The sequence below is a fragment of the Lapidilactobacillus gannanensis genome, assembly GCF_003946675.1.
Taxonomy (GTDB): Bacteria; Bacillota; Bacilli; order Lactobacillales; family Lactobacillaceae; genus Lapidilactobacillus; species Lapidilactobacillus gannanensis.
In genome coordinates, this window is record NZ_RHOT01000036.1 from 1 (window position 1) to 22,802 (window position 22,802).

A 22,802-nucleotide genomic window follows, 5' to 3' on the forward strand; every position below is an offset into this window, starting at 1 on the left:
CATACAAAAATCCCTCCGTAATCATCAAATGAATTATTGTATTTCATCTGACAACCATAAAGGGATTATTGCATTCTATCACAGAATTGCTCGGTGTTTTACGTCAATACTCACCAGCTGACTACCTTTTATCACAATCTCGCGTTTTTGATTTGCGCTGCTGATTAATTAACAAAAAAGCCAACTTCCAAAGAAGTCGGCTTAAATTTCATTAATTAAATTAGATACGACGTGCAAAGGAAGGACTCCAAGCACTGATTGATTGATAAGTTACAGTTTGACCTTCCGTTGGTGCATGGACGTAACGGCCACCACCAACATAGATACCAACATGATAAGCACTACCAACACTACCCCAGAACACTAAGTCGCCAGCTTGTAAGCTATTTAATGAAACTGATGAACCAAGTTTACTCATTTCTTGAGAAGTTCGTGGTAAAGAAATACCAGCTTGCTTAGCTGAATACCAAATCAAACCAGAGCAATCAAAACCTTCAGATGGAGAGGCCTTACCATAAGCATACGGTGTGCCAAGATACTTAACCGCATTATTAGCGATTGCAACACCACGACCAGTGCCAGTAACTGTTTCACCAGCATTATTAGTAGTACTTACTTTCTGAGTAGTCTTGGCTTGTGTTGCTGTAGTTTGAGCAGCTACTAATGCAGCAGCGGCAGCAGCAGCTTGGCTTGTAGCAGAGTCCAATTGTGCTTGTAAGGTTTCTAACTCAGCCTGATTAGCTGAAACTTTATCTTGCAATTCTTTTTGAGCAGCCTCGGCAGCAGCTTTTTTGCCATCAAGACTAGCCTTATCAGCGACTAATTTGGCTTTATCAGCAACTAATTGATCTTGCTTATTAACCTGATCGGATTTCAAATCGGCTAATTTTGTTTTGGATTCTGTGACAGCATCCATGGCTTCTTTGTTAGCACTATTAATCTTGTTAACTGCTAATGAGCGGGAAACCAAATCAGTGAAATTATCACTGCTTAAAACGAAATCGACATAAACATTACCAGATACACTATTAGTCGATTGCTTTTGCAATTCAACTAATTGTTCGCGTAAAACTGATTTACGGTTAGCTAATTCTTTCTTAGCAGTAACAATTTCGCCGTCAATATTGGTGATTTGCGTTTGTGTTGCATCAATGTTCGCTTGGGTATCATTAATGGCAACAATTTTATTTGAGACATCATTACTTAATTTAGCAACTTGATTTTGTTGCTCGTTCAATTGTGCTAATAACTTGCTAGCACTACTTTTATTACTAGAAATTGCGCTCTTTGCGTCAGAAATTGTATCGGCAGAAACTTGGTGAACACCCGCAAATACAGGGCTTGCCATAATAACAACAGCGGCGCCAACGAATAATTGTTTTGTAAGTTTTTTCAAGATTTACACTCCCATGATTTATTACAAAGACCAGTATAACAAGCCATCATTACAGAACGATTACAGCAACAACAAGAAGCTGTGACCATTATTACAACCACTTTTTTATTTTGTGAATTCAAACAGACGGTTATGCCACAATGCTTGTAAGCGCTGGCTTTTAACAACATTTTTATGATCATTAGAAATCACTAAAACTTTTTCATAATTACTTTTAATCGCTCTAATATTAAAATAATCGTCTGATAAATGCTGGTAAATCAGTTCTCATTACTAGACTAGACAAGCATTTTAGTGGGATTTATTTTTGTAATATTAACTCAACATTTCATGGTCCGTATTTACTGGGTGATAAAAAAAACTGACCGCTATAATAGCAATCAGTTCCCCATCATGAGATTTTTAAATTAACGTGCCGGATGAATATAAGTGTATGAACCAACACTGCCTAAACTTTGTAAATTAGGACCAGCTGGGTTGGAGAAACCATTTCCGCCTTGGCTGATTGTAATTGAACCACCGTTGACAGCTTCTACCACGCCAACGTGACCATAACCAGGAGCAGCGATCCAACCGCCAACATTTTGACCACCAGCAAAAACAACGATTGCCCCAACTTCCGGTGTGTTGTTAACTGTGTAGCCAGCAGCAGCGGCACTAGCGCCCCATTGACCGCCATTGCCCCAATGGCCGCCAGCCCAACCTGTACGTTGGTATGCATACCAAGTACATTCGCCATAAGCATAAGGGTTGCTACCAGTATGAGAGTTAACGACTGGTGCCTTAACACTATTGTCGAGTGGTGTCGCTGTTGCTTGTTTGGCTGGTGTTGCAGCTACAGTGGCAGTAGCCTGTGCTTTAGCACCAGCTTCAGTTTGTGTATTTAATTTAACTTTTAAAGTGCTTAAAACATCTTGATTTTCAGAGATTTTAGTTTGTAACGTTTGAGCGGCTGCGTCAGCATCTGCCTTAGCAGCATCTAAAGCAACTTTTTCGCTAACTAATTTATCTTTGTCAGCAACTAATTGATCTTGCTTAGCAGTTTGTTCATCCTTCAAGCCAGCTAATTCCTGCTTAGATTCTTGAACAGCAGACATGGCTTCTTCGTTAGCTTTATTCAAGCGATTAACTGCGAATGAACGGGAAATGAGATCAGTAAAGTTATCCCCACTTAAAACGAAATCTAAATAAATATTGCCAGAAACGCTATTAGTTGATTGCTTTTGTAACTCAACTAACTGTTCCCGTAAAACATCTTTACGATTGGCTAATTCGGCAGTAGTTGTTTTAATTTCGCCGGTCAATTCGCCTAACCTTTTTTGTGAACTTGCAATATTATCTTGAACGTCAGTAATTTCTTGATTCTTAGCGGTTACCTTATTCTGTAATGACCAAACCTTACCCTGGATTTGATCTAATTCAGCAACTAATTTATCACCAGCAGATTGTTGGCTGGAAATAGATGCTTTCGTATCGTTAAGTGAATCAGCAGAAACTGTTTTGACACCAGCAAAAATTGGACTGGCAATGACCAATGCGGCCACACTGACAAATAATCGTTTAGTAAGTTTTTTCAAATTTTACACTCCCATGACTTAATGCGTGATAAGTATAGCATGAACACTATTACAACCAAATTACAGAATGGCAAAGAAGAGATGACATTATTAGTAAATGGTTATCATGCATAAATCATGCGGTAAATCAAGGTTTATTTTAAAGACTTTTGACGAAAAAGAGTTGTCTGCAATCAAATTGAGATATGTTCGCAATTATTTTGATGTCAGCGACAATCGCTTACATTACGTGATTTTTAAATTAAGTTCATTGATAATCAATCAGTGTAAGTAGCATTTAAAAGTTGTTCAATTTGACTTCAGAACGAGTCATTCTTCTTGAAGCAATTGCATCCCTTGAAAGATGTGTAACCAGAACTGGTGCTGATTGCATTGATTGATGCCAATTACAGACCCAAGCTCAAGATACTAAGACCTGGTAAAGTTATTAAAACAGAATTGGTGCTGACTGCATTGCGGGCTGCTTGTCGTGGAACGCGGCCGACACTGATTGATGCCAATTAAAAACCAAATTGTCATCAATACAGGTCTTATTGTAAGTGCTAAAGCACTAACAATAATTTGGCGGCTGACGACAAGATCCCTCCATTCCGTCTGGAGTTGAGTTTGTGACTTTTACTGTGGTTAGTGGTTAAGGCAGTTCTAGCAGAATTGATCAACTCAATTCGCTCACAAATAATAGTTGAATAGTTAGACCAAAATAGCCTGTATGCTATCTTCCAATTTTATCTCGAAAGATTGTCACACAGGCTTTGTAGTTCACTGCAATCTGATTTTCTTACAGTGGTACTCAATTCTGTTAGTTTCATGGTGGTTACTGGGCAATCAACAACTAGTTCTGTCAGTACTGCCTTAAGATCGATTAAATCTAAAGTGGACCGAACTAGCTCACAACGCAGTGGAGGCCGCCGGGTTGTCAGGTGTGAAATTATCGTTGGTGCTTTAGCACTTACGATAAGCCTCGTATTTGAGATTTTTGCAGAAAAGCTCAAATCGACGGCCACGCCGTTCCACAACCCGCCGGCCGCAACGGAGTTGTTATCTATTCTGCCTAAAATCAACTTTAGATAAAATCGCCCAGCAATCCTCTTTCAAATTGAGCAAGTTCTCAGACATACAAATAGCCGTGGCCACTCAAACAGAGTCACCACGACTATTATTTAGCAACAATTAAATTAGAAATCTTCGTCGCAATATTTTATTTTAACTGCTTAGTTAGCTGGATGGATGTATGTGTAAGCACCAACGTTGCTAAGTGTTTGGTAGTTACGGCCACCAGGATTAGAGAAGCCCATTCCCCCTTGGCTGATTGTGATTGTGCCGTTACCAACAGATTCAACATAAGCCACGTGACCATAAGTAGGATCAGCAGTCCAGCCACCAATGTTTTGGCCGCCAGCAAAGCTGACAATTGCGCCTACTGCTGGTGTGTGATTAACTGTATAGCCAGCTGCCCGGGCACTATTACCCCAGTCAGCACCATTACCCCAGTAGCTACCAGCCCAGCCAGAACGTTCGTATGCATACCAAGTACATTGACCATAAGCGTAAGCATTACCGTTGTGAGAGCTATTGCCCCCGTTACTGCTACTACCGCTGCCATTATTATTAGTTGAACCACCATTTACATTTTGAACAACATTAGTTGTTGGCGTTTCAGCAGCTTTATTGCTTGAATTATTAACTGTTTTTGTTTGAGCCTTAGCTTGAGCTGCAGCGGCTTCGGCAGCAGCTTGTTTTTGAGCAGCTTCATTGGCAGCCTTCTGTTGGGCTGTTAAAGCAGTATTCAAATTAACTTTTAAGGTTGCTAAAGTAGCTTGGTTATCTTCAATTTTCTTTTGTAAGTCTTGTGAAGCATTGTCAGCGTCTTTTTGAGCGGCAGTTAAGGCTGTCTTTTCGCTAACTAATTTATTTTTGTCAGCTACTAATTGATCTTGCTTAGCTGATTGTTCATCTTTCAAGCCAGCCAATTTATTTTTGGCTTCTTGAACAGCATCCATCGCATCCTTGTTAGCTTTGTTTAACTTGCCAACAGCAACTGACCGTGATAATAACTCAGTAAAATTATCACTGCTCAAAACAAAGTCAACGTAAACATTGCCAGAAACACTATTAGTTGACTGCTTTTGTAGTTGAACTAATTGTTCCCGCAAAACAGTTTTGCGATTATTTAATTCAATCGTTGATGTTTTAATCTCACCAACTAATTCATCTAAACGATTTTGTGAGCTAGTAATGTCACTTTCGACATTAGCAATTTCTTGGTTTTTGGCAGTTACTTTCTTTTGTAAGGCCACAACCTTGTCTTGCATATCGTTTAATTGACTGACTAATTTATCGCCAGCACTTTGATTACTTGAAATAGCTGATTTTGCATCTGAAACTGTGTCTGCATAAACGGAACCGGTCTGGGCCAAGGCAGGACCTGCTAAAAGCATTACCGTGGCGCTAAGAAATAAAGTCTTTTTGATTTTTTTCAAAATGTACACTCCCATGACTTAATACTAGGAATGAGTATAGCAGTATTTTTTTACAGTAAAGTTACAGCCAAAAAAACATGAGGTGACAATTACCAATTTTTAACTAGCAATATTGTAATATACCACCAATCCTGTTACATCAAGTTTTAGCCAACTTTTTGCACAAGCAAAGTAGTAGAAACGCTAATAAAAGGTTGGCAATATATTTCCTTCACATGTAACTTTTGCCAAAAAATGTTAACTTTTCTCTATAAATCGCCATTTTTATCCTGATTTTTAAAATTTCTGGGTAAAAAAGGTAAACAAATGACACTTATCAGTGACGATCCTTCTGACAATCAATCATAAAAAACCGCATTTTCAAAAATCAGCTAATCCTGATTTCTAAAAATGCAGTTCCTAAATCAAACTCTTTTAAGGTTTAACAGCTACTTTTCAATCCGTACCAATGTATACTTCTTCTTGCCTTTGCGCACGATAATGAATTGCCCATCAAAGGCACCATCAGGATTAACCACAAAATCAACATCCTGTTGGCGGAAACCATTAATATAAATCGCGCCATTATTGATATCTTCGCGTGCTTGACGCCGTGACGATTCAATCTTAGTAACATCAGTCAAAAACTGAACTAAATTCCAAGTATCGTGGGCCACTGTAACCCCAGGCATACCATGGAAGCACTGTTCAACTTCTTCGGCTGACAAGCTTAATAAATCCCCTGAGAAAAAGGCTTGCGAAATATGTTCCGCCTCAGCACAAGCTTCTGCACCATGAACAAACGTTGTTACTTCTTCAGCTAATCGCCGTTGAGCCAGACGCTTCTCAGGTTCAGTGGCCACTGCCTTAGCCAATTCATCAATTTCAGCATGTGATAGGAACGTAAAGTATTTCAGGTATTTAACTACATCACGGTCATCCTGATTTAACCAAAATTGGTAAAATTCATAAGGAGTTGTTTTTTCTGGATCAAGCCAAACAGCGCCACCAGCAGTCTTGCCAAATTTCGTACCGTCAGCCTTTAACATTAGTGGAATTGTTAGGCCATAAACTTTTGCTTCTTGACCCTCCAACTTATGAATTAGGTCAGTCCCAGCAGTGATATTGCCCCACTGATCGGCACCACCAATTTGTAACTGAACATCGTGTTCCTTATAAAGAGTCAAGAAATCGACTGACTGAAGAATTTGATAAGTAAATTCTGTGAATGAAATTCCCGTTGCTAAACGTGAAGAAACAACTTCCTTGTTGAGCATAACATTAATTGGAAATTCCTTGCCGTAAATTCGCAAAAAGTCCAACAAACTAATTTTTGACAACCAATCATAATTATTAACGATTGAGAAATTATCCTTGCCAAACAAATGAATCATTTGTTTCGTAATCGCCGCTTCATTCTTCTTAACCTGATCCATTGTTTGGAGCACTCGCTCTGTCTTACGACCAGATGGATCACCAATTGAACCAGTACCACCACCAATCACGATGTAAGGATGGTGACCCGCATTTTGGAATCGCTTCAGGATCATAAAAGGAATCAAATGGCCAATATGCAAAGAGTCACCTGTTGGATCGACCCCACAATATAATGAAACCACTTTTTCAGCTGTTAATTTCTCCAGCCCCTCTAAATCTGTCACCTGATTAACCGCACCGCGCCATTGTAAATCTGCTAAAATCTCACTACGTTCCATCGATATCCACTCCATCTTCTATATAGTTAACGACTTATTTAATTAACCAATTCTCACAATCACTGCAATAAAAAAGTCCCTGACCAACATAAAGTTGATCAGGGACGATAATTTACCGCGGTACCACCCAGCTACTTGCATCTGCAAGCTCTCTCGTTCGTAAAGAGAACGACCCTCATACGTAAAGCATAATGTAATTCATAAACTTACCGCAACCGATTTCCAGCAACCATCGGCTTCCTGAATGACGAATAAATCTACTACTGAGTTATGCGAGAACTATTGAATTAATGCCCATGTTACTGGAGAAAAATACGAAAGTCAAGAGCAGAGTGTGAGGAGCGATGGTCAGACTGCGTAGCATAATTTCAATTATTTGATTGAGCGGTGCAACCGATCGAGCAAATAATTAAATTAGGCCTAGCAGTCTATCGCCCCGAACACGTTTCAGAGCAGAGTGTGAGGAGCGATGGTCAGACGGCGTAGCGTAATTTCAATTATTTGATTGAGCGGTGCAACCGATCGAGCAAATAATTAAATTAGGCCTAGCCATTTGGCACTCCGAACACGTTTGAATAGAGTGTGAGGAGCGCCGGGTTTTTGGCGTAGGCTAATTTCAAATAATTGCTTGAGCTGCGCCAGCAGATCGAGTGATTATTTAAATTAACCATAGCCATTTGGCACTCCGAACACGTTTCGACACGTACAATTTGCTTCAACAATATTCATAAAAATCGATTATGTCGCTCCCTAGTTGAGGGTCGGCAGGGGCCCAGCGATTTAGAGGGCGTGGAACATGGTGGGCATCGATTTGAGCTTATTGCTTACAGCAACAATCTCAAATGCGAGCCTTATTCTAAGCAATAAATTGCTAAGAATAATTTCACCATTGACGCCAATCGCTGGTCCCCTGCCTGGATGAAGTAGTTTAATTCAGCACCACTGTTAGAAAACCAGACCAATGTATACTTAATAACTTGAATAACAATCTTTCTAAGCATTGAAAATCATCATCAAATCAAAGATTACTAACCAAGTTATTTGGACTTCACGACTCAATCTTACCAAGACAAAGCAAACCTAATTTTCTGGCAAATAAAACCGTGAACGATTCAAAGTGTTAACTAAATAACATGTTGGACAATTCACGGTAGCTAGAAGCGTTGCCTTGCCAGCCAGTTGACAAAATCTCCAACGAAATGGAGGTGTGCAAGCCACTAAAAAAGCGGTTTGCGCTGGTTATTGTCAAATAACCACTTTGACCATATCATCAATCATCTAAAAATTTAAGTTTGAGCATTCTTATCACTTTCCAGTAAATTCGGAAAGTGATCTTGCCAGAATCACTAAAAAATAGTAGCGTATCCTTGCCTCAAGTTACTTACAGTGATGACTACTATTTCTGTGGCTTTTCCTTCACAGTTGTTGTTGCGTCTTCAGTAACAGTCGTTGGTTTCTTCTTGAAACGTTGCAGTAGATCAATTTTCTTGGAACGGCCATGAACTAGATTGTCTAAGTCATGCCAGAAGCGAAAAATCGATAGTAAAGTTAAAAAGCCAAAGCCAATGGCTGTTTCTAAGCCAAACAAGACTAAACTGACAATCGTAAAACTTAGGAGAATCGTAATTCCGGGCAACGCCAAATCTTTGGTAATCAAGAGCACTGCTAAGGCAATTAGTAAACAGATTAAGCCCCATTTTAAATCATAAGAAACTAGCAGCAAGGCGGAGACAGCGACACCCTTTCCCCCACGGAATTTAAGCCACACTGGGAAATTATGGCCTAACGTCACACCGATCCCAGCGTACATAATTGCCAACCGACCTAATTCTGGAAACAACCAAACGCATAGTAGGATGGCCACCAGCGTCTTCAATAAATCACCACATAGAACCAAGATGCCAAACTTCTTGCCTAAGACGGCACCAATATTTGCCGTTCCCGGATTACCTGAGCCCAACTCATGCGGACTTTTTCCAGTGCGCCAGTAACTAACAGCATATGCCGTAATAAAGTTGCCGAAACCATAGCCAATTAGCAGCGCATAAATTCGTGGTAATATCATTTCCCAACCCCATTTGTTAAATGTTTTGGCTTAATTATAGCATGTTTAGTTTACTGACGAGTGGCTAGCTGTTTAGCTAATCGTTGGCGCAAATAGCAACGTCGGGCTCGTAAAGTTCGCGGACTTAGCTGATATTGAGTTGCCACAGCACTTAATGGCCGCCCTAAAATAAAATGTTCGCGAATAATCAGTTGGTCAACCTGCGAACCTTGTTGTGTCAGCTGATTCAATAATATTAGCACAACCGAATGGTCGCCAAAATCAGGCAATTTTCCTGGCAGTTCTGCTGGTAAATCGGCCATTTGCCGACGTTGTTGATAACGCAGTAAATCGGTCATTCGCCAACAGATTTGTTGGAAAACATATGGTAAAAATTGCTGGTCATGTTCAGGATCACCAGGATATTGCTGATAAGCTTGCGCATAAACCAATAAAGCCTCCTGTAAAAAATCATCATAGTCCTGATGATGCCGCCAAACACCAGCCCGTTTAATGGCACCATGAATTAATCCCAGTTGGTCCAAGGCAGCCGTTAGCCCTGCAGTAATCGTTCGTTTATTGGTGCTAGGTACTTTGACTTGTTCAATTGTCATGTGGAAAACTCCCTTAACATTTTCCACAAGCGCTTGCGGTAACTCTAAACTAGCAGTTAACCTGGTTCCAGACACCTCGGAGCGCTGTCCCTTGGCAGACATAGAAAAAGCCCGAGAAAGTCATTTTTGTTTTACCATCAAAAATGGTTTTCTCAGACTGCTCCGAGGATAACTAATTTAAATTATGCTGACGTTGTAAATAGCTGCGAAAGAATGCTGGACAATCATCGAAAACAGCAACACTTTCGGCTAGCTCTGGATGAGCCAGTACTTTAGCAACTAGATTATCTTCCCAGCTTTGCCGAAAACGGATTAACTCAGCCGTGTTGATCCGCCGCTGCAGAAACTGGTATTGATAATCGGCCTGCTGCAAAATATTATAATGCGAACGTTCTACTGTTACCTTGAGGTTTAATTGCTGTCCGAGACAATTCAAGGCCAAAATCGTGCAGGTACTCATCATCGTGACATCCAGTAGCCGCCGATTAAAATTTTCTTGAACTGGCAAACAGAGAATCATCTGATTACAGTAAATAAAATAACGCTCGCCCTGATTGTTACTCGGTACAATATCAGCAATGTGATGCAAGGCAATCCAATCGGCACAATGTGAACTAGAAACACCAGATAAATGCATCATCACTGAATCACCAAAGCAAGAAGATAATTCACGATTACTAGGCACACAGAGAAAATCCCGTAGTTGTCGGTCTCCTGACGCATCTAAAACCCGTTGACTCATCCGTTCTTGAATGAGATCTTTCGTACTACAAGTTGAAAAAAATGCCCCTTCAGGCATCAAAACTAAACTCTTAATTCCCAACGAATTCTTCACCTGATAGGTTAACAGTGCATAAAAATCACCTAATAATTCACGATGATGATGAATGGGAATATGTTGTTGTATCCGAGAGACCTGAAAGTCTTCCTTCCTAAGACACCAATGTGCACCCCACAACTGGTATAAATCGGCAATTGAAATAAGTGTCTCACTCATTCAATACCTCCTTCTAATAGTGATAGTTAGGAAGTAGCCAATCTTTTAATGTCTGCGCCGACAATCGACGCGCAACTGCTTAGCAGCGCAGGTTCTGATTGATTCTTCTTCCTAGTAATTCTTATCCTAACAATTACAAAAGCAATAAGCAACAGTGATCAGCTGATCATTGAATATTACTTTTAACATTGAGTTGCCTTTTAGAGCTAATTATTTATTGATTACTGCATATTTTTACAGCTGCATTCCCAACCACTATCAATAACTCGCGCTTTAGCGGCATTCTTGAAAAAACTATAAAAAAGACTTCATCCGCAGATGAAGTCTTTTAAATCGTTGATTGAATTCTAGTAGACACCAGGAACGCTCATTGCAAATGAAGGGGCGAACCATTGTGTTGAGCCAATTGTTACATTCTGACCAAGTGTAGGTGCATGAACATAGCTACCGCCGCCAAGAGAGATAGCAACATGATAGGTGTTGCCACGTTCACCGAAGAAGAGCAAATCACCAGGTTGTGCGGAAGCAACTGACTTGATAGTCCCAGCATTCTCCTGATCATAAGTAACACGTGGTAAGTTGATACCAAAATGACCGTAAACGTATTGAACTAAACCAGAGCAATCGAAACCAGCTGGTGTGGTGCCACCCCAAACATAAGGGACGCCAATGAAACTCTTCGCATAACTAGTAATCTGTGCCCGTGATGCTTTGGCAGTCGTGTTATTGTTATCACTTGGCGTTGTTGGTGCAGGTGTAACCGGCTTAGTAACTGTTTGTGTCTGGTTACTGTTGTTATTAGTTGTGGTTGTTGTATTTTGATTTGTATTAGTTGATTGGTTGTTATTAACGTTTGCCGTCGTGTTATTGTTAGCATTGTTAGTAGCAGAGGTGTTAGCACTAGTATCAGGTGCTGTTGGTGTCGTCACAGCAGGTGTTTCAGGAGTAGTCGTTGTGGTTGTATCAGCAGCGGTGTTATTCTGAGTCGTCTCAGTTGTTGCTGTTTCAGTTGAAGCAGCAGGTTGTTGTGCCTGAGCAGCTTGATTGCCATTAGCAACAAAACTACCACAAACCCAACCGCCATTTTGTAATTGATACCAAGTGACACCATTAGCTTGCTTTGTCGCAACATATTGTGCTGTCTGACCAGTAGCCAAATAGCCCTTAACATTGGAGAAGCCAACACTTTGCCAAACTGTTGTCGCACCAGCTTGATAAGTAGCTGTTAAAGTACCAATTGGTGTGCTTGGTGTCTTAGCAACTGGTGCTGTCGCATTAGAAGTTGCATTATTTGTTGTGTTTGTCGTTGTTGTAGCGTCTTCAGTAGCAAGGTACATTTCTGGTACCCAGCCACCATCAGTCGTTTGTAACCAAGTCTGGCTATACACTTTCTTGCTAGCAACAAACTCGACTGATTGATTAGGTAACAAGTAGCGTTTAACCTTTTGACCAGCTTCAGGGCTAGTCCAAACAGTAGTTGCCCCCTCAGCGTAACCTACTTTACGAGTTGCTGCTTGAGTTTCATCGGTTTTTTGGGTTGCCAAGGCAGCCGTTGCCAGAACACCCATACCGATCATAAGTGAAGCCATTGTTTTATTCTGCGTCATAATGTAGTATTCCCCTTTTTTCCAAACCGAGTATAGACTAAAGCTCATTGTTGAATACTCCTATAATAACTCATTAATATTACAAAACTGTAACACAAGCACCAAATTAAGATGACAACGCTGTCACTCCATCTGACCAGATGGCTCCTAGCCTTGATAAATCAACGATTATCGTGCTTAAGAAAAACTAAATTATTTTTCATCTTCGCTAGATTTTGCTGAGAAAATCGGCGTCACAATTCGTTCAACGTAATTAGCTGCTAGTGGCTCGTGATAAATTTCTTCATCGTCCTGTTGGAACAACTTACTCGCCGAAATTGCGGCCATTTGCTCGCGGACAGTGGCTGCATCAAGTTCCTGGTTGACGTTATTCACCGTCATGGTTCGTTTCTTTTGGTTGGATGTTTGATACTGCAATTGTAGTTGTTTCATGCTTATTCAGCCCCCTCTTCATCATCAAAACTAACCAATTGTTTGACGGTCACTTCAGCATCACCTAAATGATCCGCTACCCCTAACTTAGCCATTGCTCGCCCCAAAGTCTGTAATTGAGCTGTTGTCGGTGCTTCAACAATCTTGTTAAACCGGCGTAACATCACACCATCTTCGTAATGTTCACCTTTCATCTCTAAAGCGATAGTAGTCGCTTGCCAACTTGTTGCCATGATAAAACCTCCATTATTAATGTTAAGCTGATTCGCCGGCGTGAATTGCTTACACTATTAATAACGTTTGAGAATGAAAAAGCGGCAAGAAAAAATCCGACTATTTAATTTAGTCGGACTTACTGGTTTACTTTGTCTGTTTAGAACAATGTACTTAATGATTGATGTGCCACTAATTAATAAGATTCACACCACATTCGCAGAATTGACTTTCTCTAGAATTTGACGATATTCCTTAGCTTCCCCTGAATAATCCAAATATTCTAAAATTACCAGCTCTGGTTTTAAATCAATCAGCTGTATCTCGTCTTTATGCTTAATGATCTTTTCGAAAATCTTACATGCAATCCTGCCAGAACAATACTCAATTGTAGTGGTTAGTTTCCGCAGTTCCGTCAATACATGGTCCATAGCTAAATAATCACGCCGTTGCCAAAATAATTCCAAAGTATTAGTAAGAAATCCAGTAACATCCCCTTGATAATAAACTTGACTGGCATAAAGTTTCATTTTTGTAATTGTCGTCTTGAAAGTAGCAATAATATAGTCGTCATCAAACAAAAACAACAAATTACTAAATAGTGACAATTCGAAACGGCCCCAATTATCAATGCCATCCAAATACGCTTGAACAGTGTGTCGATCCTCATTAAGAAAATTATCCTGATCAAGCCGATCTTGTTGCCAATAAAAGAGCGACCGGAATTCGGCGGCTATTAATGAATAAAATGGATCACTTGAGGCCCATTCCAATTGTTGCAGTTTTTTAAGATAGATTGCCAAGTTTTCCGGTGTATTTAAGTGTTGATACCCTTCAATAATGATTTGTTTTTTATCAGTTATCTGACCATTATTGAAAATAAAATAGTATTCTTCCAAAGTAACATTCATTTTTTCAAGAAACCAAAACAATGATTCTACAGAGATGTTTGTTCCCCGATTTTCAAATTTTGTCACTGCATTGCGCGTTGTGTACCCTTCAGCTAAAAATGACTGTGACAAATGGCGATCTCGTCTTAATTTTCGAATCAACTGATAGTGTTCCATTTCCCTACCTCCGAATTGTTTATGTGACAATGCGATACACTTTATGATGTAAGCGCTGCAAAGGCGCTAAACTAAGCATATAGAAAATAAAGGAGGCGCAAATTATCAAGCGTGCAGTCACTAAGCTGAAGATAATCAAATCAATTCTTGCTATTCTCTGCTTTATCATTATCTTCTGCATTCCCAATAATCGTATTGTAGAAGCAGCAGCAATCATAATTATTTTGATTACTATTTGGATTCCTGAAAAAGTGCTTAAAAATAAAAATGGATAGCCATTATCTTCAAAAAATAAGGACACTTCTGCAAATGGGGAAGTGTCCCTATTCATTTAATCATTCGCCTTCAGCGCACTGATCATATCAACTTTCCGTAAATGACGATGCGTGACTAACATGACAATTAAGGTGAAGACTACCGTCATGCCAATAGCCGTTAAATAGCCAGTTAAACTAATCGCTAAAGGAAAAATAACTTGTGCAGTTTCGGCCTGTCGCAAAATAAATCGTGTCAGTAGATTGCCAAAACCAAGACCGATAATAATTCCCATTAACGTTAACAAAATATTTTCGCGGGCAACGTACATCGTGACTTCCCGGTCGAAAAAGCCTAAAACTTTAATTGTCGACAATTCCCGAATGCGTTCAGAAACATTAATATTTGTTAAATTATATAACACAATAAAAGTTAACAACCCTGACAAAACAATGAAAATCACGACAATCAATTGCAACATTTGTGTCTGTTGATCAACTGCCCGTTGCTGAACTGAAAGGAAACTGGTATTAACTACTTGTTTAGTTGCCAAGACTTTTTTTGCTAAGTTGTTTTCTTGATTGCTGGTCAACCGCTGAGTTTTGACTAACCAGGTTTTTGGGCTAGGCTTTGTTTTCAGGTGTTGTTGATAATAACGGTCAGTCAAATAGATAAAGTGACCGGCATAATTTCTAGTAATACCACTCACTTTGACCGACACAACCTGTTGGTCGTTAGCAGTTAATTGCAGCGTTGCACCAGTCTGAACACCTAATAATTGCGCCGTCTTTTCACTTAAAACCGCCCCTTGATCAGTTAGCGGCGCGGTTAAATGAATATAAGGTGCTAACGCTTGGGCGTCTTTGACAGCATAAAGCGTCACCTCATTGACCCGTTTAGTCTGATGTTGAAGTTTCACGATTTCAGCAGTAACTGGTAAATGTTGCTTAACTTGCGCATCATTCTGGAGAATTTGTTGAACCTGCCCAGTTTTTTGAGCATTTTTAAACGTAAAAGCCGCTTGATAAGTGAGCACTTCGCTAAATTGACTTTGGCCAGAATGATCAATTGAATCGCGAATCCCAAATCCTGTGAGAATCAATCCAGTACCGCCGGCAATACCCAGGATACCCATCCACATCCGCGCCTTATAACGGAACAAATTCCGATAGCTGACTTTTTGATTAAAACTTAAACGGCGCCATAACGGTGTTATCCGTTCCAATAAGATTTTCTTACCGGCTTTAGGCGCCCGCGGTAACAGCAATGTTGCCGGCACTGCCCGTAATTCTCGTTGAATACTGACTAAAACTGCTCCTAATGTTGAGAATAAAGCCAATGCTGCAGCAATCGCCAAGGTCGACCAATCCCAAACTAAGTTAGTTGCTGGTAAACTAAACTGATTCTGCATCATGTTGAAAACAATCCGTGGTAAGGTTTGACTACCCAAGACACCGCCAAAGACTGTTCCTAATATTGCGGCAATAATGGCGTACAACCAATAGCTTTGGCTAATTTCACCTTTGGTATAACCTAGGGCCTTTAGAGCGCCAATCTGGTTGCGATCCTCTTCCACCATCCGCGTCATTGTCGTGAAGGTTACCAAAATGGCAATCAGGAGGAAGAACATCGGAAAGACATTGGCAATTGCCATAATTCGTTCCGCCAATTCACCATAAGTACTAAAGCCACTGTCATCATGCCACGTCGTCTGATAGTAAGTTGTTTGCGCCTGCTGTTTCACTTGTTTAGTTGCTTGAATCAGTTGCTGCTCTTGTTGTGTGAGTTCAGCCAATGGGGCCGCCGCTTGGGCTGCTGGCAGTTGCTGTAACTGCTTCTTGGCCGTGGTTAACTGATCTTGTTGTTGCGTGATTTTAGCTAAGCCTGTTGCCTGTAAATCAGCCGTTCTTTGTTCTTGTAAAGTTTTTAAAACCGGCTTCAATTCACTTAACCGGTGTTGCACTTTTGTTTGATAGGTCGTTTTAAAGGGATTCAAACTAGCTAATTCTGGAAACCGCAAATAGACACGTGTGGCAACTTTGGTCGTGAAATTAGTTGTCTGTATATAAGCAAAATGATTAATCGTTCCATCACCAACTGTTGTGGTGCCACGAGAGGTTTTATTTAAGTACAGTGGTGAATCCACAAAGCCAACAATCTTAAAAGACTGCCGAGCTAAGCCAGTCGTCTTTTGAAGGCGATAAGTTTGGCCCAGACGATAGCCAGCCTGCTTGGCTTCCGTATCAAGGACAACTTCTTGAGGTTGAGCAGGTAACCGGCCCTGAGTTAAGCGTAATTGATTCAATTTCTTGGGCAATGATAATAACGCCACTGTTTGGTTATTTTTCGCGGTCAATGCGGTTAAGGCCTGCCCTGATTCTACTTGCAACTGTGCTTGCCGCCGCAATTTCTGCACATCTTGCGTGGTGAATCCCGTTGTGCTTACTAATTGAACATCACTCGCCTGTTGCTGCTGCAAATAAACTTCTGCATGGTGATATAAATCAGGACCGCTAGATTTGATGCCGACAAACAACAGCACGCCTAATAAGATGATTAAAACAATTGCCCAAAAGCGGCCCAAATTCGTCTGGATTTGCCGCCATAATCGTTTAAATTGTAATTTTTGTTTCATCCCGATCACCATTCAATCTCAGCAATTGGCGTAGGTTGTTCGTTGCGGACAATTTGGCGAACCTTGGCATCATTAATATAGATAACTTGATCAGCCATGGGCGCTAAGGCAGCATTATGGGTAATAATCACTACCGTTTGTCCCTGATGATGACTAGCATCTTGCAATAACTGTAAAACTTGCTTTCCGGTTTGGTAATCCAGTGCCCCAGTGGGTTCATCCGCCAACAATAACTTAGGATTTTTGGCCAGAGCTCGGGCAATAGCGACTCGCTGCTGTTCACCACCAGATAATTGCGCCGGAAAATTATCTAACCGATTCTGCAAGCCAACTTGTTGTAAAACTTGCTCTGGATCTAAGGCGTTAGGCGCCACCGCAGTCGCTAATTCAACATTTTCCAGAGCTGTTAAATTAGGAATCAAATTATAAAATTGGAACACAAAGCCCACATCTGTGCGCCGATAAGCCGTTAATTGACGCTCATTAAACTGGGTAATATCCGTGCCATCAACAATAATCTGACCCGCAGACGGCTGATCCATCCCACCAAGAATATTTAAAACCGTTGATTTCCCGGCACCACTTGGGCCTAAGATCACAACTAATTCGCCCTGATTTATTGCAAAATTCAAATGATCATTGGCAATAATCTGGCTTGCGCCCATTTGATATTGTTTAACTTCATTAATGACTTCAATGTATGCGGTCATGATGCCACTCCTTCGTGCAACTCTTTACTTATATTATAGCCGACTTGGTCCTACTTTTTTTAAAATCAGTTTAGGTTCACCGGAAAGTTGTTATGACAGGTGTTTTGACTGGTATGAAACGTTCAAAGTACTAAAACGCGGTGAGGTTTTTGAAACGGAATTGATTCTGACACCATTGCGGGTTGCTTGTCGTGGAATGCGGCTGGCATTGATTTTAGTTAACTACAGACCCAAGTTCAAAAGCACCAAAACCTGGTGAAGCTTTTGAAACGGAATTGGTTTTGACTGCATTGCGGGCTGCTGGTTGTGGAACGCGGCGGCCGTCGATTTGAGCTTTTCTACAAAAATCTCAAATTCGAGGCTTATTGTAAGTGCTAAAGCACTAACAATAATTTCGCGGCTGACAACCCGGTCCCTCCATTCCGTCTGGAGTTGAGTTGGTGATCTTCACTGTTGTTAGTAGTTAAGACAACGCTAGTAAGAATGATCATCTCAATTCACTCACCAGTAATAGTTAAACAGCAAGACAAAAATAGCCTGTATGATATCTTTCAATTCCATCTCGAAAGATTGTCACACAGGCTTTGTTGGTTACTACAAGCTGGTTTTCTCACAGTGGTGCTCAATTCTGTTAGTTTCATCTGGTGGTTGCTGGGCGATTGGCGTCAGGGAAGGGGCTTGCTTTGCGTACGAGCGATTTTGCGAGAAGCAGTGAAATTTGACTTGCCGCTTTAGCGGTTAGTCAAAGCCTCGTATTTGAGATTGTTGCGTTAGCAATAAGCTCAAATCGATGGCCACGCCCTCAAAATCGCTCAGCAACCACCTCCACAAATTGGGGAAGACTTGGCACTATTTTACGTTCCACAACCCGCCGGCCGCAACGGAGTTGTCCGCTATTCCGCCCAAAACTAACCTTAGATTTCACCAGATGTTCATACTTGGAAAACTGTCAGACAGTATCGTTACTCACTGTCAGGTTCAGCTAGGACTTTTTCAATAGCGGGCACCATGGATTCTGGTTTCACTTTCGTATCAAAGCGTTCAACCACATTGCCCTGCCGATCTACTAGAAACTTCGTGAAGTTCCACTTGATCCGTCCAGTAATTTCTGGCCCCGTTTCATGCGTCAAATAATCAAATACAGGCTGAGCTTTACTACCATTAACATTACCAATCTCATGCATCGGGAAAGTGACGCCATAAGTTGTCCGACAAGCCTGCTCAGCATCCGCACCATTTTTTAATTCTTGTTTGAATTGATTGGACGGAAAGCCTAATACAACTAATCCCTGCTTAGCATAAGTCGCATATAACTTTTGTAGATCCGCAAATTGTGGTGAGTAGCCACATTTCGTTGCGGTGTTAACGATGACCATCGCTTGACCACGATATTTGTTCAAAGAGTAAGTCTCGCCATTAGCCAACTGAACTTGATAATCATAAATAGACATGATACCGCCTCCTTAGTTGTCATTATACTAATTAATCGTTAGTAAACGAATAAATACGCTCATGCAGACTGACCTCGCCTAATCCGAAAAATGAATTATGAAGTTTTCAAGACATTTTTAATAATTATCATGAAATTAGGTATAACTATGCTAAGATGAGCCTTAACATGTCTAGACATGTTAGGAACAAATTAGCGGAGGCACAGCAAGTGAAGCGGTTATTATCTAAAAAATGGTTATTAACGCTAAGCAGTATTTTTACACTGTTAATTATTTTTCTGATGGTCGGTATTCAAACCGGCGTTATTCACGGTCAAACAATTGGCGCCTTGATCCGCACACCACAGACGAAAACCACGGCCGATGCAACTGCGATTCATCACGATACGGCCGCTTTGAAAACAATCACTAACAATCCTAAGCTCACGGTTACCATGAAACAACAGGCTTTACAAACTAGCCTCCAGAAATACTTAAATCAAGTAGGGGCGGATGGTAACGTTGCCGTTAGTTTTTATAATTTGACGCCAGAAGCTGGTTCCACGGCCGCTAACGCCAATGATGCCCCTATTTATACTGAAGGTAAATTAGCCGCTAACGTTAATGGTGCTGACCGGCGGGTGGCTGCCAGCACTTATAAACTATTCATTAGTGCTTACCTATTCAATCAAGTCGCCAATGGTCGCACTTGGACTAGCGCTGACGAAACTGGCTTCACCGAAATGATTGTTGATAGTGCCAACGACTACTCAGAGTCACAGCTGGCCACTTATGGCGCTGATACACTTAACGCCTACTATCAGCAATTGGGTTGGGGTGCAGTTTTCAGTAATGCCGACGATACACCAGCAGCAACTAGCACCAATGACTTGGTCGCTTTATTGAAGAAGTTGCAAGCTGGCACCGCACCTTTTAACCAGGATTTTTATCAGGAAAAGCTGCTAACTGATATGAGCACACAAGTTTATCGCGATGGGATTCCTGCGGCAGTTGCTAGTTTAACGCCTGACGCTACGGTTCAGGATAAAGTTGGTTGGTATGAGGATTATAATAATGACGCCGCCATTATGACGTTGCCCGATGGTCAGCGTTACTTACTAGCCATTATGACTAAGGGTGTTGGCTACATGGACTTTTCCGAAATCGCCACTATTGCTCAAAAGGTCCAGCAAATTGTTTATGGTAATTGATCAGTCATCAAAATCTTTTCCAACAACGTGGATAAAATAAAGTCAGAATTTAGTGAAGATGTTAAAACGGAACTAGTTTTGACGCCATTGCGGGTTGTGGAACGCGGTGACCATTGATAAAGCTCAAAAGTGTAAAAACATTAAAACCGATGAAGTTTTTGAAACGAAATTGGTTCTGACGCCATTTTGCCCCAAACTAACTTTAAATTTAAATCAATAGTTGTTAGCCACTCAAATTAAGGCGAAGGTCTGACACAACTGCCAGAATTACTTTTTGAAAATATCAGCTTACTCTTCGACAAACTTGCGAATAATTGGTAATAATTTAAAACTATTGATTACGTAACTGCCATGCGTTTCCTTAGGCAGAATCATTAGCCGACAGTTAGGAATTTGGTCGGAAATATAACGCGTATGGCTAATTTTAACGGAATCCTTCTCGCCGGCCATCACCAAAGTTGGTACCGTAATGCGTTGGAGATCTGTTTTAGTAATATTCGGTTCAGTATTAAGAATTCGCAATTCCGGCCGTCGTGACCAGAGATGTAGATTCCAATAGTAAAAACGTTCAGCGCCATGTAAGCCATTAGGATTCAAATTGGCCCCACTAACCATTAACTTCCCCAATAAATCCGGATGCTGACTGGCAATCAATAATCCAATAATGCCACCATCGCTAAAGCCGTACAGTAGCGGCTTTTCCAATCCTAATTGATGAATAAAATCAACCACATCATTGGCCATATCTTGATAGTGCAATTCATGAACCGGAGCGCTTTTCCCTTGGCCACGATTATCTAAGGCAAAAACTTGATAATAAGCGCTTAACGTCGGCACTAATTTATCAAAGATTTGATGGTTTTCACCATTACCATGGAGCAAGATCAACGGCCGTCCTTGACCACTTTGAACGTAATAAATTGTTGTATGATTAACGTTAATTTCCATCGTACTACCACTTTCTTTTACTTCCGAAAAACCGGAAAATCAAGTCATTTTTCTTGGTTGTTTAACCACACAACCGCTATACTTTAAGTAAAGGAGCTGATCAACATGTCTGAAGATGTCTTTTTTAACCCCGGTGATTCGATTGCCAATGCTCATGATTTTGCAGCAGCCCAACGAAGCGCTGAAATATTTAAGGAACGAAACGCGCTACAATCACCTTTAATTGTCGTCGAAGATGCTACTAAAGAGAATTCATTCGCTGTTTACTTTGAGAAGGACGCTCTTGATACGGATGTTAACGCTGCCCCGGTGATCAAATATCACGTACGCGATCGTCTAAATCCGTAATTTTAATTTTCGATGTTAATTCATTGGCAGCCTGCAATGCTTTCCGCCGTTGTCGCCGCGCCTTGCGATGGGCCAATTGCTGGGCTGTCTTTTTTTGCGAGGGTGCTGGTAACGTTGCTTTACTTTTAGCACGATTAAGCTCTTGTAAAATCCGATAATTAGCTACAAAGTTGTCTGGGACTTTTTGCAAATCGAAACCGTGGATAATACTATCAGGCCGTTGAATGTAATGGTACAACGGTTGCGTGTCAAAGTAAAAGCGCTGACAAAGATTGGCATATTGAATATTAAACAGCTGATCCTCCATCAAGCCAATGTCAGTATCGAATTGCAACTCATTCGCACGAATCAGATCAACTAAATACCCCTTATTCCAAGTGTAGCCACGGACAGAACCGCCTAACCGCAAGATACGGTTAATTGCTTCTTTGCGGGTCAGAATGCCCGATTCTGCCTTCGTCGCAGCACTACGATTGGGCGGATCGATAGCATAACCACAAATAACCATCTCCGGTTGATACTGCCGAAATGCACGCGTCATAAATTCAATATAACGATGCTCAACCCAGTCATCACCATCAAGAAAGGTCAGATATTCCCCTTTCACAAAGGTCATCCCAAAATTACGAGCAGCAGAAATACCTTGATTTTCTTGCCGATGAACTTCAATCCGATCATCAAGCGCCGCCCAATGTGCTAAATGACGCGGCGTCTGATCAGTTGAGCCATCATCGATAATAATAATCTGCAATTGCCGGTATGATTGATTTAAAATACTCTTAACAGCCCGATCAATATACTTCTCCAAATTATAAATCGGCATTATAACGCTGAATAACGGAGTAATCGCCATTGATATCCTGCCTTTCAATTCCTAACCCAATTATATACGACAAACAAATAAACGCCAAGCCAGAATAAAAGTGTGAGGGGCAACGCACTTTTGGCGTAGCCTAACTTCGATTATTTGATTGAGCTGGTGCCAACCAGATCGAGCAAATAATCAAGTTAGGCATAGCCATTTGTTGCCCCGAACACGTTTAAATCAGAGTGTGAGGGGTGCCGGTCTTTTGGCGTAGGATAATTTCAAATAATTGCTTGAGCTGCGCCAGCAGATCGAGTGATTATTTAAATTAGCCATAGC

The 22,802-nt window shown here is 40.9% G+C and carries 19 protein-coding genes; 2 read left to right on the forward strand and 17 right to left on the reverse strand.

Translation table 11 applies throughout. The annotated features are described in order from the left end of the window. Window positions 1-220: 220 nt before the first annotated feature. From EKM81_RS09045 to EKM81_RS09115, 15 genes are all read right to left on the reverse strand, one after another. Window positions 221-1,396, reverse strand: a complete 1,176-nt coding sequence (locus tag EKM81_RS09045) for a C40 family peptidase (RefSeq protein ID WP_225420234.1) — start codon at window positions 1,394-1,396, stop codon at window positions 221-223. 407 nt (window positions 1,397-1,803) lie between these two features. Continuing rightward, window positions 1,804-2,973: a CHAP domain-containing protein gene (locus tag EKM81_RS11510; protein ID WP_125650949.1), complete on the reverse strand. Its 1,170-nt coding sequence runs from the start codon at window positions 2,971-2,973 to the stop codon at window positions 1,804-1,806. A 1,211-nt stretch (window positions 2,974-4,184) separates the two neighbouring features. Beyond that, the gene (locus EKM81_RS09055; protein WP_164509279.1) at window positions 4,185-5,453 is read right to left on the reverse strand and encodes a CHAP domain-containing protein; all 1,269 of its coding nucleotides are present in this window, start codon (window positions 5,451-5,453) and stop codon (window positions 4,185-4,187) included. 428 nt (window positions 5,454-5,881) lie between these two features. After that, window positions 5,882-7,147 (reverse strand): tyrosine--tRNA ligase, encoded by a 1,266-nt coding sequence (gene tyrS, locus EKM81_RS09060; protein WP_125650952.1) that lies wholly within the window; start codon window positions 7,145-7,147, stop codon window positions 5,882-5,884. Window positions 7,148-8,543: 1,396 nt separating this feature from the next. Then, entirely contained in the window at window positions 8,544-9,212 is a 669-nt protein-coding gene (locus EKM81_RS09065) for a glycerol-3-phosphate acyltransferase (protein ID WP_125650954.1), read from the reverse strand. 50 nt (window positions 9,213-9,262) lie between these two features. Next, on the reverse strand, window positions 9,263-9,805 hold the full coding sequence (locus EKM81_RS09070) for a sigma-70 family RNA polymerase sigma factor (RefSeq protein ID WP_125650956.1): 543 nt from the start codon (window positions 9,803-9,805) through the stop codon (window positions 9,263-9,265). Window positions 9,806-9,977: 172 nt separating this feature from the next. Beyond that, window positions 9,978-10,802, reverse strand: coding sequence for a hypothetical protein (locus EKM81_RS09075; protein ID WP_125650958.1), 825 nt, complete (start codon window positions 10,800-10,802; stop codon window positions 9,978-9,980). Between the two features lie 347 nt (window positions 10,803-11,149). Further along, complete coding sequence (locus EKM81_RS09080) at window positions 11,150-12,457, reverse strand: C40 family peptidase (RefSeq protein WP_125650960.1); 1,308 nt, start codon at window positions 12,455-12,457, stop codon at window positions 11,150-11,152. Window positions 12,458-12,601: 144 nt separating this feature from the next. Further along, a complete protein-coding gene (locus tag EKM81_RS09085) occupies window positions 12,602-12,841 on the reverse strand; it encodes a DUF2922 domain-containing protein (RefSeq protein WP_125650962.1) in 240 nt (79 codons plus the stop codon). Window positions 12,842-12,843: 2 nt separating this feature from the next. Further along, the gene (locus EKM81_RS09090) at window positions 12,844-13,074 is read right to left on the reverse strand and encodes a hypothetical protein (RefSeq protein ID WP_125650964.1); all 231 of its coding nucleotides are present in this window, start codon (window positions 13,072-13,074) and stop codon (window positions 12,844-12,846) included. Window positions 13,075-13,260: 186 nt separating this feature from the next. Beyond that, a complete protein-coding gene (locus EKM81_RS09095; RefSeq protein WP_125650966.1) occupies window positions 13,261-14,121 on the reverse strand; it encodes a helix-turn-helix domain-containing protein in 861 nt (286 codons plus the stop codon). Between the two features lie 19 nt (window positions 14,122-14,140). Beyond that, window positions 14,141-14,452, reverse strand: coding sequence for a hypothetical protein (locus EKM81_RS09100; RefSeq protein ID WP_125650968.1), 312 nt, complete (start codon window positions 14,450-14,452; stop codon window positions 14,141-14,143). Beyond that, on the reverse strand, window positions 14,453-17,011 hold the full coding sequence (locus EKM81_RS09105; RefSeq protein ID WP_125650970.1) for an ABC transporter permease: 2,559 nt from the start codon (window positions 17,009-17,011) through the stop codon (window positions 14,453-14,455). Window positions 17,012-17,016: 5 nt separating this feature from the next. Further along, window positions 17,017-17,721 (reverse strand): ABC transporter ATP-binding protein, encoded by a 705-nt coding sequence (locus EKM81_RS09110; RefSeq protein ID WP_125650972.1) that lies wholly within the window; start codon window positions 17,719-17,721, stop codon window positions 17,017-17,019. Between the two features lie 962 nt (window positions 17,722-18,683). Next, the gene (locus tag EKM81_RS09115) at window positions 18,684-19,172 is read right to left on the reverse strand and encodes a glutathione peroxidase (protein ID WP_125650973.1); all 489 of its coding nucleotides are present in this window, start codon (window positions 19,170-19,172) and stop codon (window positions 18,684-18,686) included. 167 nt (window positions 19,173-19,339) lie between these two features. Here EKM81_RS09115 and EKM81_RS09120 point away from each other — a divergent pair, with 167 nt between their 5' ends. Further along, the gene (locus EKM81_RS09120) at window positions 19,340-20,362 is read left to right on the forward strand and encodes a serine hydrolase (RefSeq protein ID WP_225420235.1); all 1,023 of its coding nucleotides are present in this window, start codon (window positions 19,340-19,342) and stop codon (window positions 20,360-20,362) included. A gap of 288 nt (window positions 20,363-20,650) precedes the next feature. On the opposite strand, the gene EKM81_RS09125 is transcribed toward EKM81_RS09120, so the two are convergent. Then, complete coding sequence (locus EKM81_RS09125) at window positions 20,651-21,310, reverse strand: alpha/beta fold hydrolase (RefSeq protein WP_125650976.1); 660 nt, start codon at window positions 21,308-21,310, stop codon at window positions 20,651-20,653. A 105-nt stretch (window positions 21,311-21,415) separates the two neighbouring features. Here EKM81_RS09125 and EKM81_RS09130 point away from each other — a divergent pair, with 105 nt between their 5' ends. Further along, complete coding sequence (locus EKM81_RS09130; RefSeq protein ID WP_125650978.1) at window positions 21,416-21,658, forward strand: hypothetical protein; 243 nt, start codon at window positions 21,416-21,418, stop codon at window positions 21,656-21,658. On the opposite strand, the gene EKM81_RS09135 is transcribed toward EKM81_RS09130, so the two are convergent. Further along, on the reverse strand, window positions 21,624-22,481 hold the full coding sequence (locus tag EKM81_RS09135) for a glycosyltransferase family 2 protein (protein WP_164509280.1): 858 nt from the start codon (window positions 22,479-22,481) through the stop codon (window positions 21,624-21,626). The genes EKM81_RS09130 and EKM81_RS09135 overlap by 35 nt on opposite strands. Window positions 22,482-22,802 lie beyond the last annotated feature (321 nt).